Below are 17,483 nucleotides of genomic sequence, written 5' to 3' on the forward strand. Positions count from 1 at the left end.
TAGGGCCGAGTCTGTGCTCGGCGGTGAAAATTTGGCGTGTTAAGTTTAGTCGGGTTTCGGGTGCGCACAGTAAGGAGCGTGAAATGGAACAGCGTGTTTCGCTGATTACTCTGGGTGTTGCGGATCTGGATCGATCGCGGCGTTTTTACGAAGGTGGCCTTGGTTGGCAGATGACCGAAATGGTCGAAGGGCAGGTCGTGTTTTACCAGCTCTCAAACGGTTTGGCCCTTGGTCTGTTCGGGCGCGAAGCGCTTAAGGAAGACGGCAAGTTCGATGATGATACCGGCGCAAGCTTCGCCGGACTGACACTGGCTTATAACGCGCGCAGCGAAGAAGAAGTCGATCAGGTGATGGCGGAGGCGCAAAAAGCCAGGGCCAAGATCCAGAAGCCTGCCGAAAAGGTCTTTTGGGGTGGGTATTCCGGTTATTTTCGTGATCCGGATGGCCATGCGTGGGAAGTGGCGTTTAATCCGTTCTGGGAAATTGACGAGAAGGGCAATCTGCACATCCCGCCACAGAAAACTGAGTAAGGCGCATCCATCGCGCCATCACGGCATACGTTCACAGTACGGGCAGCAATTTGCTGCCCGTTTTCGTAGATATTCCAAAGTACAGTTGCATCGGGGATAATTTACTTTTACATCGAACGGGATGTAGTTTTAATCCACGCTTCCAAGGGGGATAAGGTTTTGAGTTGGATCGAGCAGTTTCCGGGTCTGTCACGTTTGCCCGATGCCATCCGATCCTACCTTGTCGAAGAAAGCAAGATTGTCACCGTGCCGGCCAATACGGTCATTTTCGGACCGGGCAAGTCGCCGGAACACCTGTTGCTGCTTCTCGATGGCACAGTGCGTGTGCAGCAAACATCCGATACCGGTCGTGAAATCGTTCTTTATCGCGTTCATGCGGGTGAAAGCTGCGTTCTGACCACGGCCTGCCTTCTGGCTTATGAGGATTACTCGGCCGAGGGGATTGCCGAAACCGAAACCCGCGCAGTGGCGATCCCGCGCAAGGTGTTTGACAAGCTTGTCTCGGACTCAATCGAGTTCCGTCAGTTTGTCTTTACTGCCTATTCCAAACGCATCACCGATCTGTTCATGGTGATCGAAGAAATCGCGTTCCAGAAGCTTGATATCCGTCTGGCCCACAAGCTGATCGAACTGGCCGGGGACAATGATACGGTGTCAGCAACCCATCAGAAACTGGCGGTCGAACTGGGTTCTGCCCGTGAAGTGATTTCGCGCCAGCTTCAGGAATTCCAGCGTCGCGGCTGGATCGAACAATCACGCGGCACCATCCGGCTGATTGATCGCGCGGCGTTGGCAAAACTGGCACAGAGCTAGATTTGCAGCCGCAAGCACGGCCGCCCTGCGACTTTAGAATTATTAGGTGTTAATGTTTCGATGTTTGGTGACTTCATCACTGAAGTGCCCATCGCGAACTCCTAAAATAAAGACCATAGCCAGATGTTTTGTCCGCAAACAAGGCGGGCAAGGGACATCGCAAATCCATCCGGTGCGCGCCAGTCATAAGGCGGCACGGAGGCAGTTGTTTAGGAGGAATCCATGTCTGCATACCCGGTCAATATGTCCGTAAAACCCGAAGTTACGGCCTTTTTCGACGAAGACACCAACACGATCAGCTATGTGGTCAAGGACCCGGAAAGCAACGCCTGTGCGGTTGTTGATTCCGTGATGGATATCGATTATGCGGCGGGTCGGATCACCTTTACCCACGCCGATAACATCATTGCCTTTATCAAGGATAACGGCTTGAAACTGGAATGGATCATCGAGACCCATGTCCATGCCGATCACCTGTCGGCAGCACCCTATATTCAGCAAAAGCTCGGCGGCAAGCTTGGCATCGGCAGCAAGATCACCGTTGTGCAGGACACGTTTGGCAAGGTGTTTAACGAAGGCACCGAATTCCAGCGCGATGGCAGCCAGTTTGATCGCCTGTTTGAAGATGGCGATACCTATCAGGTCGGCTCTATGACCTGCTTTGCCATCTATACGCCGGGTCATACCCCGGCCTGCATGGTGCATGTCATGGGCGATGCCGCCTTTGTTGGTGACACCTTGTTCATGCCCGATGGCGGTTCGGCCCGTGCCGACTTCCCGGGCGGTGACGCCGGGACGTTGTATGACAGCATCCAGAAGCTCCTCGCCCTGCCGGACGATATGCGTTTGTTCATGTGCCACGACTACGGCCCCAACGGCCGCGAGATCAAGTGGGAGACCACCGTCGGCGAAGAGAAAAAGCACAACATCCACGTTGGCGAAGGCAAGACCCGCGAAGACTTCATCAAGTTCCGCACCGAGCGTGATGCCCAGCTTGATATGCCGCGTCTAATCATCCCGTCGCTTCAGGTCAATATGCGCGCCGGTCAGGTGCCGACGGATAGCAGCGGCAAAAAAATGCTGAAAGTCCCGGTAAACGGGCTCTGATCAACACTCAGGTGAGGAAAAGCCATGGAAATCAAAACAATAAGCAACGGGTTCTCCGTCAGTCCGCAGATCGTTGCAGACGATATCAAGGAAATCGCCAAGCGCGGCTTCCGGTCCATCGTCTGTAACCGTCCGGACGGCGAGGGTGCCGATCAGCCAACCTTTGAAGAGATTTCAAACGCGGCAAAGGAAGCCGGGCTCGAGGTCCGCTATCAGCCGATTGTGTCGGGCAAGGTCAGCGACGATGACGCCCGTGATTTTGGTCGCCTTTATGATGAATTGCCCAAGCCGGTCTTTGCCTATTGTCGCACCGGCACGCGTTCAACGACGCTTTGGTCGCTAAGCCAGGCCGCGCATCTTGATACCAGCGAAATCCTTCGCGCCACCAAGGCGGCCGGTTATGACATGGGCGGGGTTGTCCGCCGGATTGTGAATGGCGGCAAAACGCCGACCGATCAGGGCGATGCAAAATATGACGTCGTGATCATCGGTGGCGGTGCTGCCGGTATTTCGGTGGCATCCAGCCTGATCGCGCGGCGTTCAGGGCTTGAGATTGCGGTCATCGATCCGGCCGACATCCACTATTACCAACCGGGCTGGACCATGGTTGGTGGTGGCGTGTTTGAAGCCAGCACCACGGCCCAGACCATGGGATCGCTTATCCCCAAGGGCGTGCACTGGATCAAGGCCGCCGTTGCCGCGTTTGAACCGCAAGACGATGCTGTCATCCTTGATGGGTGCCGGGTGGTCAAATATGACCGTCTGATCGTTTGCCCGGGGCTGAAGCTTGACTGGAACCGGGTTGAAGGTCTGGTCGAGACGCTCGGCCGTAATGGTGTGACGTCGAACTATCGTTATGACCTTGCCCCTTACACCTGGGAACTGGTTTCCTCAATGCGTGAAGGCAAGGCGATCTTTACCCAGCCACCCATGCCGATCAAATGCGCCGGTGCGCCGCAAAAGGCGATGTACCTTTCGGCCGATCACTGGCATCGCACCGGTGTTCTTAAGAACATTGATATCGATTTCTGCAATGCTGGTGGCGTGCTGTTCGGGGTTAAGGACTATGTCCCGGCGCTTGAAAGCTATGTGAAGAAATACGATGCACATCTCGATTTCTTCCACAATCTGGTGGCGATTGACGGGCAGGCGAAAAAGGCCTGGTTCGATGTCGCCAAGCCCGACACCAAGGTCGAACGCGTTGAGAAGTCGTTTGACATGATCCATGTCTGCCCGCCGCAGGTGGCACCGGACTTCATTCGTGTGTCCCCGCTGGCGGATTCCGCCGGATGGGTGGATGTCGATCAGGCAACCCTTCGCCACAAGTCATTTAGCAACATCTGGTCGTTGGGCGATGTGATGAATGCACCCAATGCCAAAACGGCTGCTGCGGCCCGCAAACAGGCCCCGGTTGTGGCTGAAAACGTGGTTGCCGACATCGATGGCAAATCCCCGGTTGCGCAATATGACGGTTATGGATCCTGCCCGCTCACCGTCGAACGTGGCCGCATTGTACTTGCCGAATTCGGTTATGGCGGAACGCTTTTGCCGTCCTTCCCGAAATGGCTGATCGATGGCACCAAACCTTCGCATCTTGCCTGGTTGCTTAAGGAAAAGTTGCTGCCGCCGATTTATTGGAAGGCCATGCTGCGCGGCAAGGAATGGCTGGCCAAGCCTGAAAAAGTCACGACCAACTAAAATACCCTTCGTCCAAGGCAGCGATATCGCTGCCTTGGACCAACTCTTATCCAAGAGATCGACGAATGCGCCTTAACATGCTCCGGAAATATGTCCCGATCTTTGACTGGGGACAGACCTATGACAGGACAGCCTTTGGCAATGACATGATTGCAGCTGTGATCGTGACGATCATGCTGATCCCGCAATCGCTTGCTTATGCGTTGCTGGCCGGTCTGCCACCCGAAGCGGGGCTTTATGCCTCCATCGCGCCGATCATTCTTTATGCCATCTTTGGCACCAGCCGCGCCCTTGCGGTTGGCCCGGTGGCGGTTGTGTCCCTGATGACGGCGGCGGCTGTGGGCAATATTGCCGAAACCGGCACCATGGGCTATGCGCTGGCCGCCCTGACGCTTGCCGCCCTGTCCGGGGCGATCCTGCTTGCGATGGGGGTGTTCAAGCTGGGCTTTCTGGCCAACTTCCTCTCTCACCCGGTGATTGCCGGTTTTATTACCGCATCGGGGATGATCATTGCCGCCAGTCAGCTCAAACACATCCTTGGTGTGGATGCCGGTGGCCATAATCTTTGGGAAATTGTTACCTCCCTGATTGCCCATATTCCCGAAACCAATCAGACGACCCTGATTATCGGCATTTGCGCCACGGGCTTTCTGTTCTGGGTGCGCAAGGGCCTTAAACCCGCCTTGCGCAAACTGGGCCTTGGCGTTCGTACCGCCGATGTCCTGACCAAGGCGGGCCCGGTCTTTGCTGTGTTCGCCACCACGGCAGCCACCTGGTATCTTGGTCTGGCTGATAAAGGGGTCAAAATCGTGGGCGAGGTTCCGCAAAGCCTGCCGCCGCTGACTATGCCGGACTTCAGCCCGGGGTTGATGACCGACCTTCTGGTGCCGGCAATCCTGATTTCTGTCATAGGATTTGTTGAATCGATCTCGGTCGCGCAGACGCTGGCCGCCAAACGCCGTCAACGCATCAACCCGGATCAGGAATTGATCGGGCTTGGGGCGGCCAATATCGGGGCGGCCTTTACGGGCGGTTATCCGGTGACGGGTGGTTTTGCCCGCTCGGTCGTGAACTTTGATGCCGGGGCGCAAACACCTGCGGCCGGGGCCTTTACCGCTGTTGGTCTGGCGATTGCTGCCGTGGCGCTGACCCCGCTTGTTTACTTCCTGCCAAAGGCAACCCTTGCTGCGACCATCATTGTTGCGGTGCTGTCACTGGTCGATTTCTCGATCCTGAAAACCAGCTGGCAATATTCCAAGGCGGATTTCATTGCGGTTCTGGCAACCATCCTTCTGACCCTTGGTCTTGGCGTCGAGGTCGGGGTGACCGCCGGTGTGGTTCTGTCGATCGGGCTGTTTTTGTATAAAACATCGCGCCCGCATATTGCCGAGGTCGGCCTTGTGCCCGACACCCAGCATTTCCGCAACATCCTGCGCCACAAGGTCATCACCCATCCGTCTGTCCTGACGATCCGGATTGATGAAAGCCTTTATTTCGCCAATGCGCGGTATCTGGAGGATTACCTCTATGACCGGGTGGTTGGGTGCAAGAACCTCAAACATGTGGTTCTGATGTGCTCGGCCGTGAACGAGATCGATCTAAGCGCGCTTGAATCGCTTGAGGCGATCAATCACCGGCTTGAGGAAATGGGTATTTCCCTTCACATGTCCGAGGTCAAAGGCCCGGTCATGGATCGTCTGAAAAAGACCCACTTCCTTGATGAACTGACCGGCGAGGTTTTCCTGTCCCAGTTCGAAGCTGTTTCGAAACTGACAGACGGGCAGGTGGCAGAAACACCACCAAGCACCGAACCCAAAGTCAAACTGGTCTAAGACCGAAGATCGAAACCGGATTGAGTTTTCAGTCCGGTTTCTTTTTGCCATTGCGCAGATGCATCAGGAAGTAAATCAGTCCACCAGCAAGCAAACCCCAGAACGCACCAGAAATCCCGTAGAATGTCAGACCTGCTGCGGTGACGATAAAGGTTACAGCCGCGGCTTCGCGCCCGTCTTCTTCCTTGAATGCGGCGACCGCTGATCCGGCAAAGGCGCCAATCAGGGCAAGGCCGGCAACCGCTTCGATCAAAACACCCGGTGCCAGACTGATAAAGGCTGTAACCAGCCCGGCGAGCAACCCAAACACGACATAAAAAACACCGCCTGATACCGCCGCCCAATAACGTTTGGACGGATCGGGATGCGCATCCTTGCCCGCACAAAGGGCTGCGGTGATGGCCGCAAGGTTAACCGCGTGACCACCAAACGGTGCAGAAAGTAACGAGAAGATGCCAGTCACCGTAAACAGCGGTCCCGGTGGGGTATCGTAATCATTGGCACGCAAAACGGCTGTGCCCGGAATGTTTTGGGATGCCATGGTGACGATGAAAAGCGGCAAGGCAATGCCGATCAATCCGGTCAGGGTAAATTCAGGCATGACAAATTCGACGGGGGGCGCAATTGCACTGCCCAGATCGGCGATGGCATTTTCAGGAAACTCGACGCCAAACACCATCACTGCAACGAATGCGAGAAGGGCGGCAGGGATGGCAAGCAACCGGTTAAACCGCCCCATCACGATCCACGCAATCACAATCGGAAGACCAAGCAACGGGTCAAAGGCAACCGCCTTGACCGGTGCCAGACACAGACCCAGCAAGACACCGGCCAGCATTGCATTGGCAAGTGGGGCCGGGATCCCTGCAACCGCACGGCCCAACGGTTTCCAGATGCCACTGATAATGATCAGGATGGCACAAACGATAAAGGCACCAACGGCAACGGCAAAGCCCCCCTCAACCGCACCGGATGTCGCCAGAAGCGCAGCTCCGGGTGTTGACCAGGCTATGCTGATCGGAAGTCGGGTTTTAAGCGACAGGACAATTGCGCAAAGCCCCATGGAAATGGACAACGCCATCAGCCCGGATGCAGCTTGTTCGGGGCTGGCACCGACCCCGGCAAGACCTTGCAAGACAACCGCAAACGAACTGGCCGTCCCGACAAAACCTGCCAGCAGGCCCATGAATATACTTTGGGGCGAAATATCACGCAGCATGGGGGCTCCGACGCAAGAAAGGTGTTTCAAAATCTGGTGGCGAGCGCAAAGACCCTAACCATAAGCCGCAAGTCAAGCCAGCGAAAACCACCATCTGCAATGCCGTAAACGTGTCAGAACAACCGCGACGGTGAGAGTCGATCAAATAACAATGCAACACTGACAAATAGGAAACACGGCACTGTTTTCACACGAATTTTTTTCGCACTGAGCGGATCCTACATTGACAAATATCATCGTACTCGTTTGATAAGTTAAATAATTATAATGTAATGAATTGGAGCGGATCCAAATTCCTGACGTAGGAGTCTGACTATGACTGAATCTCCGAAGATTAGTGTCGGTTTGCCGCGCATTAATGAACCGGCGCCGGATTTCACTGCGCCGACCACCGATGGTGTCAAATCCCTGTCCGACTATCGTGGTAAATGGCTTGTGCTGTTTTCCCATCCCGCTGATTTCACACCGGTCTGCACGACCGAGTTTATCGCCTTTGCCAAACACGCCGATGAATTTGCCAAACGCGATTGTGAATTGCTGGGCCTGTCGATTGACAGCACGCATTCGCACATTGCGTGGATGCGCAACATCGAACAGAACTTTGGTGTGGAAATCCCGTTCCCGATCATTGCCGACCTTAAAATGGAGGTCGCCCAAGCCTATGGCATGATCCATCCGGGTGCAGGTGATACGTCGGCCGTGCGCGCGACCTTTATCATCGATCCGGAAGGCGTACTGCGTGCCATGGTCTACTACCCGATGAGCAACGGGCGTTCGATCCCGGAATTCCTGCGCATGATTGATGCGATGCAGACCAGCGACAAGCACGGTGTGGCAACGCCAGAAGGCTGGCAGCCGGGTGACAAGGTCATTGTCCCACCGGCCCATACCGCCAAGGCCGCCGCAGAACGGGCATCCAATCCGGATTATGATTACGTGGACTTCTACTTCTGCACCAAGTCCCTCTGATCAAAACCCCGATGTGCGGTTCCCGGGGCAAGGGACCGCACAAAGGCAAAACCCCGCCAGAGCAATCTGGCGGGGTTTTGTTCCGTTTGTCAGGCATCACGCAATTCAAACTGTTGGTGGTAAATGCGTATCAGACCACGTCACGTTTGGTTGTGGCGTTTGATACGTCATGGGTTTCAATCAGGCGCGCGTCGTGACGACCAAGCACATCCTTGGCGCGTTCCTCGGTCTGCGGATCGGGTGTTCTGATCCAAAGCAACAAGCCGCCTTGATCAAGCTCTTCTTGCAGTCTGCTGGAGTACTTCTTGCCGATCATTGCGGCAATCACGCCGCCTGCGGCGGCACCAACACCGCCCGCACCGAGGATTGCCGAAATGGTCAGGGCAATGGGGCCACCAGCCGCGATTACTGCACCGGCTGCACCAAAGGCTGCCGCATACATCGGGGCACCGATCAGTGCGCCTTCGGCATTACCAATCGGTGTCGGTGTTGTGTAGGCCAGTGGTGGCATGTCAGGATCGCTGTCGACATCCTCGGCCTTGCGATAAATATGGCCAAGCTTGTCGTCGACGGTTTTCTCGCTCGCAAGAAGGCTAAGCTCCTTTTGCTGATCAAACCCGACTTGCGCCAGATCATCAGCCGCCTGTTGGAGTATTTTGATATCGTCAAAAACGCCAACGGTCTCGCGATGTGTTTTGGTCATTTGGGCCTCCTGTTTGTTGAAAGGCTCATCTGTATTGAACGTAACACAACGCGGATTGGTTCCATTTTTGTTGATTTTCAATGCGCCCAAACGAAAACGGCACCCATAAAGGGTGCCGTTAAAAGCTATGTTCTCCTAAATCCGATTACCGCTCGGTAATCTTGAACTCGATGCGGCGGTTGCGGCGATAGGCGATTTCGTCATCCCGGTTATCAAGCGGCTGATATTCGCCAAAGCCCGCAGCAACCAAGCGGTTGGGCGGTACCCCCTGATCAATCAGGAACTTGACCACCGAAATCGCACGCGCTGCCGAAAGCTCCCAGTTCGAGGCGAACTGAAGGTTTCGGATCGGCACCTTGTCAGTATGGCCATCAACGCGCATCACCCAGTCGATATCATCGGGAATGTCGGCGGCAATCGTGGTCAGCGTTTCGCCCAGTTTGGCCAACTGATCCTTGCCTTCTTCGCCAAGCTCTGCCTCACCCGATCCAAACAAAACTTCGGACTGGAAGACAAACCGGTCCCCGACAACGCGGATATCCTGACGATCGCCCAGAACTTCACGCAGGCGGCCAAAGAATTCAGAACGATACCGCTGCAACTCGGCAACCTTGGTGGCAAGGGCCGCATTCAGGCGATTGCCAAGATTGACAATCTGGGCGTCTTTTTCCTCGTTCTCGCGTTCGGACGTTTCAAGCGCGGCTTCGATCCGGGCCAGTTGTTGGCGGAGAGCCAACATCTGCTGATTAAGCGCCGCGACCTGTGCCTTGGCTTCGTCACTAAGGTTCTTTTGTTCTTCCAACTCGGCCGCGCGTGATGCCAGAAGGGCCGAAAGCTCGTCAATACGGGTTTCCTGATCAGTGATCTTTTCGCCCGTGGTTTCCCGAAGCTCGGTCAGTTCGGCTTCCTTGTCTTCAAGCGACGCAAGGGCGGCCAGAAGTTTCTGTTCGATTTCGTCCGTTGAAAGTTCGGCTGCCGCCAACTGATCGGCAAGGGTGGCAGCACGCGCACGCAGGTCATCACGCTGATCAGCGGTATTGGAAAGCTCGGTCGTCAGCTGGGTGAGTTCGAGTTCCATACGCTGGTTGTTGCCACGCTCAAGTGACAGCAGATTGGTCAGCTCGTTAACCTGGGCGGTCAGATCACTTAGCGCCTCGTCCCGCCCGGAAAGGGCCGCACCCAGATACACCTGTGCAATGACAAAGATCATCAGAAGAAAGATGATCACCATCAAAAGTGTTGCAAGCGCATCAACAAAGCCCGGCCAGGTATTTACATCGCGGTTACGACGGCGCGAAAGTCCGATCATTCGATCAGCCCTCCTCGGCGATGGCAGCGATGGTGCGGGCGAGGAGCTTGATCTCGCTTCTGATTTCCTGTGTGGATTGCTGGCGGCCCATGGTCAGTTCTTCGCCAATACGGCCAAGCGTATTATCAAGCGAACGGATGTGGGCGCGGGTATTATCATCAATGCCGAAGCTGCCCATTTTCATCGAGTCTGCCAGCTGATCGAGGACCGGTTTGAGGTGCATCTGGTTTTCCGCCAGCTTGACCATCAATTGCTGTTCGGCCTTCATCTGATCAGTCAGGGTGGATAGCTTGTCGGCCAGATCAATCAGCGTGTTGTGCGATTTGATCTGTGAACTTTCCGACCGTTGGATAGAGTTTTGCAACCCTTCCATATTATCGGCCATCTGTTCGATCAGGGCCGAAAGATACGCCGGAACAGACTGTTCACCATCGGAAATGCCGCCACCCGAACCAAGGCGGGTAAAGCTTGAAAGCCATTCTTCAAGATCATTGAAGAACCGGTTCTGTGCCTGACCGGCCTGCATGTCCAGAAGGCCAAGCGCCAGCGATCCTGCAAGACCAAACAGCGAGGACGAAAACGCCGTGCCCATGCCGCTTAGCGGTTCGGAAAGACCGTCTTTGAGTTCAGAGAACCAAAGGTCCATGTTGGACCCGCTGCCGACATTGACGTTGCTGATCACCCCAGCGACCGAGTTCACGGTCTGAAGCAGGCCCCAGAAGGTGCCGAGCAGACCCAGGAACACCAAAAGGCCAACGACATAGCGCGACAATTCGCGGCTTTCATCCAGACGGGAGCGGATCGAATCAAGGATGGTCCGGGTCGAGGTGGTTGAAAGCTGCGGGCGATCGCGGCGCTGTTCGGCCATCATGCTGGCCATCGGCGCCAGAAGTTTCGGCGGCACCTGCGACGTCAGACCCGGGCGGGACCGACGAAAATCCTCGATCCATGTCACTTCGGGTGAAAGGCTGGCCGCCATTCGGAAGGTGTAGATAACCCCAACCACAAACACGCCAAGGATCAGGCCATTAAGAACAGCATTGGCCATAAAGGCATCAGACAGCGCCGGGAACAGCAGGGCGCCAACCCCGGCGATGATGGCAACAAAGATTGCCATGCGTGTCAGATAACTACCGGGTTTGGTAATAGGCGGGAGGGATCCCGTACCACTGGCCGAATTGCTGCTCATAGCGGATTAATCCTAGCGTTGAACGGTTTTGATATCGACGCGATCTGCGGGGCCGGACGGAACATTCGCACCCAGGGCACGAACATCAATGCGCGTGGAGCGCACACCCCTGTCAATCAGATAGGAACGCACCTGAAGCGCGCGTGACAGCGACAGACGACGCGCCTTGGAGGCATTCGCCCCGTCACCCTGCGCATAGGCCTGCAACTGAATTCGAAGATCTTCATCCTGCCCCATCGTTGCGATCACGCTGTCGAGCTGGCTTCTGGCGGCCGCACTCAGCTCGAAGCTGTCTGCGGCGAAGCCAAGGCTGTATTCATCGCCACCGGTGGCCGGCATTGCAGCCGGTGCAGAGGTTTCTGGCGGGATGGATGCTTCTTCAGCCGGGGCAGGTGGCACCGTCGGCGCGGGGGCCGGTTCTGCCATCTCGGTCGCAGGCTGGGTGGTGTCTGGTGCAGGGGCTGCCGGGGGCGCAGGTGTGTCGGAAATCGGTGCGACTTCCGGTGCTGCCGGTGCGGGTGCTGCGTTGTTTTCCTCGACCGGGGCAGGCGGTGCTACAGGGGCATCAGATATTTCTGCTGTCTCGGTCGCCGGGGAAGTGGTCGGGGCCGGGGTTGGTTCCGGTGCCGCCGGTGCGACAGTCGGCGCAGGCTCCGGTGCCGGAGTAGGCTTGGTCAGCGGCGTCGGTGCGTTCGATGCGCTGCTTTCGGTCACAGGTGGTGCAACCGGTTTGCTGCGCGGTGCGGCGGTCGGTTCCGGCTGGGTCAGCGCAATGGTCTGGTTTGCGCCATCATCCATGTCCGCGACACGCTGGTTTGCATTTGGGACGACGCCAGGAACGCCATAAAATTCTGATTGGGTCGGGAAGGCATTGCCGCCGCCGCTTGATCCGTCGATGACAACGGTTTCAAACCCGCCGTCATAGCCAGCGTTGCCGGTTGCACTGGCAAATTGTTCAGCGGCGAGGAATGTCGATTTCGGTCGGGTTTCCGGGAAAATCAGATCACCGCCAGGCATGACGATATGATCGCGTGAAACGGTGGGAGACAGATATTGCGGAACGGTCGGCTGTCCGCCATAGCCATCTGCAACGTCCCAGTTTACCTGAACGCTGCTGTCATTCGAAACGGGGGAGTATTGTTGCGCCGATGCATCTGGCGCAAAGAACACGGTTGTGCCCAGTGCAGCCGTCATCGCAAGCACCGAAATCTTGGAATACCCCATCATCAAATCGCAGGCCCCTTAATACCCTGTGTTTGAAATCGTTTGGTAACGTTGTTCTATTTCACACAGTTTTGTGTCGATCATTAGGCACCCGCAAAACTTTCCGAATGCCCCCCCTTGGTGTCCGTGGGCCCGCAATCAGACCGCACAGTCCCAAGCACCATAGCTTAGAGACAGATGATGGACAACCGCTTTGACCGAAAACGCAAAAGGGGCGCTTCGGCAAATTGCGAAGCGCCCCTTTCAAAAAACAGTAACAAAAGCCGGGTGTTAGCCCGTGATTGCTTTTTTAAGCGTTTTGGCCAGCACCGGCTGGATATAGTCATTGGCTGCAACGACGCTGCCAGTACCAAGCATGTTGGTGCCGCCTTTGTCATCGCGGATATAACCACCAGCTTCGGAGATCAGGATGATCCCGGCTGCAATATCCCACGCATTGAGATGGGATTCCCAATAACCGTCATAACGACCGGCCGCGACATAGGCCATATCAAGGGCCGCGGCCCCCATACGACGTACACCGGCACAACGATCCATGACCGAGTGCAGCTGCTTTTCAAATGCCGCGTGATCACCATGACCAAGATGCGGAACACCGCATGCCAGAACGCATTCGTTCAGACGACGACGGCCCGAAACCCGCAGGCGGCGGTTATCAAGAAACGCACCAACGCCCTTTTCCGCCCAGAAGCATTCGTCCTTGGCGACGTCATAGATCATGCCGGCAATGATTTCGTCACCCTTCTGCAGGGCAACCGAAATCGCAAAATGCGGGATGCCATGCAGGAAGTTGGTGGTGCCATCAAGCGGATCAATGATCCAGCGGTGCTCAGGATCGGTGCCCTTGATCTCGCCACCTTCTTCCATAAGGAAGCCATAACCGGGGCGGGAACGCTCAAGCTCTTCACGCAGGCGTTTTTCGGCACGGTGATCAGCCGCAGATACGAAATCTGCCGGGCCTTTCATCGACACCTGAAGGTTTTCGACTTCACCGAAGTCGCGTTTCAGTCCGTAGGCTGCCTTTTCGACAGCCTTGTACATCACATTGATGTTCGCAGAACGACGGGCGGCGCCTCGCACGGCATATCTCCCGGTGTTTGAATTAAAATGAAAACCAGAGGGCGGGTTCGCCCTTAGTCCTTGGCACGCTCGATATAGGTGCCTTCAACAGTGTTCACGACAATGCGCGTACCCGATTCAATATGCGGGGGCACCATCACACGAACTCCGTTCTCAAGAACAGCCGGTTTGAAAGAAGAAGACTGGGTCTGACCTTTGACAACCGCATCGGCTTCGACAATCTGGAAGACGACATGCTCGGGAAGGGTCACACCAAGCGGCTCACCTTCGAAGGATTCGATGGTCACAACCATACCATCCTGAAGATAGACAGCCGCTTCGCCGACAAGGTCGGCATTTACTGTGATCTGTTCATAGGTTTCGCTGTCCATAAAGGTGATCATGTCACCATCGGCGAACAGATAGGTGTATTCTTTCTGCTCAAGACGAACCTTTTCGACGGTTTCCGAAGCACGGAAACGCTCGTTCAGCTTGGTGCCGGTACGAATGTCTTTGAGTTCAACCTGGTTAAAAGCACCGCCTTTACCCGGCTTCACAGCCTGGCATTTTACTGCACGCCACAGGGCACCTTTATGTTCGATAAGGTTACCCGGACGGATTTCGTTGCCGTTGATTTTCATGGCACAAACCGTTCTTTCAGATCACAGATTCACAATGCAATAAGGGGCAAGCGCCCCATTTCAGGCGCTCTACCTACCAGTTTGGCTGTTTTGCTGCAAGCAGATTGATCCGGGTTTGCGCGCATAACGCCCCATCATTCGCGCATGGCTGGACCAATGAACGAAATCAGATCTCGGTTGCTTCAATCGCCGCCTTGATGGCCTTCGCACCGGCTTCTGGCCCGTCCGGATGGTTCCAGACGCCACCGGTGACGGCAATGAAGTCGGCACCTGCCAAAACAAGCGGCGCAACATTATCAGCCGTGATGCCACCAATCGCCACACAGGGCACCGTGGTAAAGGTCGTCCAGATTTCAAGGATTTCCGGGGTGACGCTGGTTTTGGCTTCTTTGGTCTCGGTCGGATAGAACGCGCCGAATGCAACGTAATCGGCCCCTTTGTCACCAACGATCATTGCCTTGTGGCGACTGTCATAGCACGACACACCGACGATATGTTCTTCGCCCATGATGGCGCGTGCTTCGTCGTAACTTGCGTCTTCTTCGCCGACATGCACACCGTCACAGCCCGATTTCTTGGCAATGTCAGGACGGTCATTGAGGATCAGCGGAATGTCACGATCCGCACACATCGGAAGGATGGTATCAATCGCCTTGCGGATTTCATCATCGCTGACATCCTTCAGGCGCAATTGCAGGCAATCAACCGCACCGGTGTCCAGCACGGATTTCAGCTTCTCGCCAAAGGGTGCAAGGTCGATTTTCGGCGGGGTCAGAAGATAAAGACCGGCAAGTTCGTCTGAATTCACGATGATAATTCCTGATGATTTCCTGCGTGTTATGTAACCTTTGACGTAAGGTTTGGCAATTGCCTAGGGCATCTGCGACCTAAGGCCATCAATATGCGCGCGCAACCGCTTGTCCAACTCGTGATCGGGCAGCAGATCATCGCCCATCTGATAGATCGTACCGGTCGTCGGTAAATCGGTGATGACGCTGCACTTGGCCTGACGCGCCATATCCGCCAATTTTTCAGTCCGGTTATCTGATGTGGGCTCGACGATTACCGCATCCAGGCCCAGCTCAATCGCGGCCAACGCACCCGAAACCCGCCCACGGCAATCAAGGATCGCTGTGATGTCACATGCCTGGAATTCTTCACGCACCAGCGTGACCAGATTGGCAAACCACTGTGCCCCGTGCGTTTGCGCAGCATGCTCCGGCGACAGCAACCCAAAGGCACGATCCCCCATCACCCGGCAGGCCGATCTGGCGCCGGTAATGCCATGAATGCGAATGACGGGATCGGGCAGGGGGCTCATTTGCTTTGTTCTTATGCTTTGGTGCGCGCGACATAGACCGTGTTGATATCTTCACGGTCAATCAGCGGGTGTTTGAATTTAATGACATCAGCCCGGAGGGTCTCAAACGCGGATTTGAGGTTTTCTTCAAACCACGGTTCGGGCATCTCGGTCGACCACAGGGCGAAAATTCCGCCGGGTACCAGATGGGCGGCAAGCTTTGCCAGACCATCCTTGGTGTAAAGGCGCTTGTGGTCTTCATGCAGGACATTGCCCGGCGAATGATCAACATCCAACAGGATCGCATCATGCCGTTTCTCGGGCGCATCCGGGTTCATGCCCGGCGTATCGGAAAGCGACGCACCAAAGAAATCGCCATGCACCAGCGCGCAGCGTGGATCATTTGAAAGCTGCTCACCCAGCGGCAGCAACCCTTGCTGATGCCATTCGATCACCTCGGGCAGGGTATCAAGCACGGTTAGCTTGCCGGTCTTGGAATTATCAAGGGCGGCCTTCGCGGTATATCCAAGGCCAAGCCCGCCAACCACGACATCAAGATTATCGCGATCAAGTTCGGCCAACCCCAGATCGGCCAGCGCAATCTCGGCGTCGGTAAACAGGCTCGACATCAGATATTCTTCATCAAGCTTGATTTCGTAGACATCAATATCAAGGCTGAGCTCACGTCGGCGACGCAGGCTCAGCACCCCCATCGGTGTTGGGCGGTAATCAAGTTCCTTGAAAAGAAGGCTCACGGGCCGGGCTCCTGTTTGTCTTTTCTGTTCATTGGCTCAACAGTGACGGAAAGACGGGCAAAAGAAAAGTGCCCGAAGCGGAACTTCGGGCACTTTGAAAATCTGGACCTAAGCGATGCTTAGAGGAACTTCGACATGGCGACAGCGGTGTCGCTCATACGGTTGGAGAAGCCCCATTCGTTGTCATACCAGGACAGGATACGAACGAAGTTGCCGTCCATGACCTGGGTCTGGGTCGCATCAAAGGTCGAGCTGTTCGGGTTGTGGTTGAAGTCAACCGAAACCAGCGGTGCTTCGCAAACGCCAAGAACGCCTTTGAGCGGGCCGTTTGCTGCTTCTTTGATGGCCGCGTTGACTTCGTCAACCGTGGTGTCACGGCCTGCAACGAAGGTCAGGTCAACCATGGAAACGTTCGGGGTCGGGACGCGGATCGCGGTACCGTCCAGCTTGCCTTTAAGTTCCGGAAGAACAAGGCCAACAGCCTTTGCAGCACCGGTCGAGGTCGGGATCATCGAAAGCGATGCCGCACGCGCACGACGCAGGTCTTTGTGCAGGCTGTCCACGGTGTTCTGGTCGCCGGTGAAGGCGTGAACGGTGGTCATGAAGCCCTTGGTGATGCCAACGGTCTTGTTCAGAACATCTGCAACCGGTGCAAGGCAGTTGGTGGTGCAGGATGCATTCGAAACGATGACGTCATCAGCGGTCAGGGTGTCGGAGTTAACACCGTAAACAACGGTCTTGATGTCGCCCTTTGCCGGGGCGGAAATCAGAACGCGCTTGGCGCCTGCGGTCAGGTGTTTGCCTGCACCAGCTTCGTCAAGGAAGATACCGGTGCACTCAAACGCGATGTCGACTTTAAGGTCAGCCCACGGCAGGTTCGCCGGGTCACGTTCAGAGCAAACCTTGATCGTCTTGCCGTCGATGACGAGGTTTTCGCCTTCGGCTTTGACGTCATTGGCCAGAACGCCATGAACGGAATCATATTTCAGAAGATGTGCGTTGGTGTTGACGTCACCCAGGTCGTTGATGGCAACAACTTCAACGTCGGTGCGGCCGCTTTCAACGATAGAACGCAGAACCAGACGGCCGATACGGCCAAAACCATTAATCGCTACGCGAATAGCCATTCATCCCT

The 17,483-nt window shown here is 55.7% G+C and carries 17 protein-coding genes; 6 read left to right on the forward strand and 11 right to left on the reverse strand.

Going from position 1 to position 17,483, the window contains the following annotated elements; translation table 11 throughout:
* The first annotated feature begins 83 nt into the window (after positions 1-83).
* From TH2_RS15340 to TH2_RS15360, 5 genes are all read left to right on the forward strand, one after another.
* Entirely contained in the window at positions 84-530 is a 447-nt protein-coding gene (locus TH2_RS15340; protein ID WP_008891350.1) for a VOC family protein, read from the forward strand.
* A gap of 159 nt (positions 531-689) precedes the next feature.
* Positions 690-1,343, forward strand: coding sequence for a Crp/Fnr family transcriptional regulator (locus tag TH2_RS15345; RefSeq protein WP_008891351.1), 654 nt, complete (start codon positions 690-692; stop codon positions 1,341-1,343).
* Between the two features lie 222 nt (positions 1,344-1,565).
* Positions 1,566-2,450 (forward strand): MBL fold metallo-hydrolase, encoded by an 885-nt coding sequence (locus TH2_RS15350; RefSeq protein ID WP_008891352.1) that lies wholly within the window; start codon positions 1,566-1,568, stop codon positions 2,448-2,450.
* A 24-nt stretch (positions 2,451-2,474) separates the two neighbouring features.
* Positions 2,475-4,148, forward strand: coding sequence for a bifunctional protein tyrosine phosphatase family protein/NAD(P)/FAD-dependent oxidoreductase (locus tag TH2_RS15355; protein WP_008891353.1), 1,674 nt, complete (start codon positions 2,475-2,477; stop codon positions 4,146-4,148).
* Between the two features lie 65 nt (positions 4,149-4,213).
* The gene (locus TH2_RS15360; RefSeq protein WP_008891354.1) at positions 4,214-5,980 is read left to right on the forward strand and encodes a SulP family inorganic anion transporter; all 1,767 of its coding nucleotides are present in this window, start codon (positions 4,214-4,216) and stop codon (positions 5,978-5,980) included.
* Between the two features lie 28 nt (positions 5,981-6,008).
* Here the strand turns inward: TH2_RS15360 and TH2_RS15365 are convergent, their stop codons facing one another.
* Entirely contained in the window at positions 6,009-7,199 is a 1,191-nt protein-coding gene (locus TH2_RS15365; RefSeq protein WP_008891355.1) for a benzoate/H(+) symporter BenE family transporter, read from the reverse strand.
* 315 nt (positions 7,200-7,514) lie between these two features.
* Here TH2_RS15365 and TH2_RS15370 point away from each other — a divergent pair, with 315 nt between their 5' ends.
* Positions 7,515-8,168, forward strand: a complete 654-nt coding sequence (locus tag TH2_RS15370) for a peroxiredoxin (protein WP_008891356.1) — start codon at positions 7,515-7,517, stop codon at positions 8,166-8,168.
* Between the two features lie 130 nt (positions 8,169-8,298).
* On the opposite strand, the gene TH2_RS15375 is transcribed toward TH2_RS15370, so the two are convergent.
* The 10 genes from TH2_RS15375 to gap form a co-directional block, all read right to left on the reverse strand.
* Positions 8,299-8,871 carry a hypothetical protein gene (locus TH2_RS15375; RefSeq protein WP_008891357.1) on the reverse strand — a complete coding sequence of 191 codons (573 nt, stop codon included), beginning with the start codon at positions 8,869-8,871 and terminating at the stop codon, positions 8,299-8,301.
* Between the two features lie 145 nt (positions 8,872-9,016).
* On the reverse strand, positions 9,017-10,180 hold the full coding sequence (locus tag TH2_RS15380) for a peptidoglycan -binding protein (RefSeq protein WP_008891358.1): 1,164 nt from the start codon (positions 10,178-10,180) through the stop codon (positions 9,017-9,019).
* A 4-nt stretch (positions 10,181-10,184) separates the two neighbouring features.
* Positions 10,185-11,369 (reverse strand): hypothetical protein, encoded by a 1,185-nt coding sequence (locus TH2_RS15385; RefSeq protein ID WP_008891359.1) that lies wholly within the window; start codon positions 11,367-11,369, stop codon positions 10,185-10,187.
* 12 nt (positions 11,370-11,381) lie between these two features.
* Positions 11,382-12,596 carry an OmpA family protein gene (locus TH2_RS15390; RefSeq protein ID WP_008891360.1) on the reverse strand — a complete coding sequence of 405 codons (1,215 nt, stop codon included), beginning with the start codon at positions 12,594-12,596 and terminating at the stop codon, positions 11,382-11,384.
* 267 nt (positions 12,597-12,863) lie between these two features.
* Positions 12,864-13,673 carry an inositol monophosphatase family protein gene (locus tag TH2_RS15395; protein WP_008891361.1) on the reverse strand — a complete coding sequence of 270 codons (810 nt, stop codon included), beginning with the start codon at positions 13,671-13,673 and terminating at the stop codon, positions 12,864-12,866.
* A 53-nt stretch (positions 13,674-13,726) separates the two neighbouring features.
* Complete coding sequence (efp, locus tag TH2_RS15400) at positions 13,727-14,293, reverse strand: elongation factor P (protein WP_008891362.1); 567 nt, start codon at positions 14,291-14,293, stop codon at positions 13,727-13,729.
* A 166-nt stretch (positions 14,294-14,459) separates the two neighbouring features.
* Positions 14,460-15,101, reverse strand: coding sequence for a thiamine phosphate synthase (gene thiE, locus TH2_RS15405; RefSeq protein WP_008891363.1), 642 nt, complete (start codon positions 15,099-15,101; stop codon positions 14,460-14,462).
* 63 nt (positions 15,102-15,164) lie between these two features.
* Complete coding sequence (locus TH2_RS15410) at positions 15,165-15,614, reverse strand: hypothetical protein (protein WP_008891364.1); 450 nt, start codon at positions 15,612-15,614, stop codon at positions 15,165-15,167.
* Between the two features lie 11 nt (positions 15,615-15,625).
* On the reverse strand, positions 15,626-16,348 hold the full coding sequence (locus TH2_RS15415; protein WP_008891365.1) for a polyamine aminopropyltransferase: 723 nt from the start codon (positions 16,346-16,348) through the stop codon (positions 15,626-15,628).
* Positions 16,349-16,467: 119 nt separating this feature from the next.
* Positions 16,468-17,475, reverse strand: coding sequence for a type I glyceraldehyde-3-phosphate dehydrogenase (gene gap, locus TH2_RS15420; RefSeq protein ID WP_008891366.1), 1,008 nt, complete (start codon positions 17,473-17,475; stop codon positions 16,468-16,470).
* Positions 17,476-17,483: the final 8 nt, after the last annotated feature.

It is taken from the genome of Thalassospira profundimaris WP0211, assembly GCF_000300275.1.
GTDB classification, from domain to species: Bacteria; Pseudomonadota; Alphaproteobacteria; order Rhodospirillales; family Thalassospiraceae; genus Thalassospira; species Thalassospira profundimaris.